We start from the raw sequence: 930 nt of genomic DNA on the forward strand, positions 1-930 counted from the left end.
GCCGTGTGTCTCCCGTGATAACATTCTCCGGTATTCGCAGTTTGCATCGGGTTGGTAAGTCGGGATGACCCCCTTGCCGAAACAGTGCTCTACCCCCGGAGATGAATTCACGAGGCGCTACCTAAATAGCTTTCGGGGAGAACCAGCTATCTCCCGGTTTGATTGGCCTTTCACCCCCAGCCACAAGTCATCCGCTAATTTTTCAACATTAGTCGGTTCGGTCCTCCAGTTAGTGTTACCCAACCTTCAACCTGCCCATGGCTAGATCACCGGGTTTCGGGTCTATACCCTGCAACTTAACGCCCAGTTAAGACTCGGTTTCCCTTCGGCTCCCCTATTCGGTTAACCTCGCTACAGAATATAAGTCGCTGACCCATTATACAAAAGGTACGCAGTCACACGCCTAAGCGTGCTCCCACTGCTTGTACGTACACGGTTTCAGGTTCTTTTTCACTCCCCTCGCCGGGGTTCTTTTCGCCTTTCCCTCACGGTACTGGTTCACTATCGGTCAGTCAGGAGTATTTAGCCTTGGAGGATGGTCCCCCCATATTCAGACAGGATACCACGTGTCCCGCCCTACTCATCGAGCTCACAGCATGTGCATTTTTGTGTACGGGGCTGTCACCCTGTATCGCACGCCTTTCCAGACGCTTCCACTAACACACACACTGATTCAGGCTCTGGGCTGCTCCCCGTTCGCTCGCCGCTACTGGGGGAATCTCGGTTGATTTCTTTTCCTCGGGGTACTTAGATGTTTCAGTTCCCCCGGTTCGCCTCATTAACCTATGGATTCAGTTAATGATAGTGTGTCGAAACACACTGGGTTTCCCCATTCGGAAATCGCCGGTTATAACGGTTCATATCACCTTACCGACGCTTATCGCAGATTAGCACGTCCTTCATCGCCTCTGACTGCCAGGGCATCCACCG

The 930-nt window shown here is 52.5% G+C and carries 1 rRNA gene; it reads right to left on the reverse strand.

Annotated elements, in window-relative coordinates:
- Positions 1–930, reverse strand: a 23S ribosomal RNA gene (locus D1350_RS23425); the annotation flags it as partial.

This window comes from Antribacter gilvus (genome assembly GCF_003946865.1).
Classification (GTDB): domain Bacteria; phylum Actinomycetota; class Actinomycetes; order Actinomycetales; family Cellulomonadaceae; genus Antribacter; species Antribacter gilvus.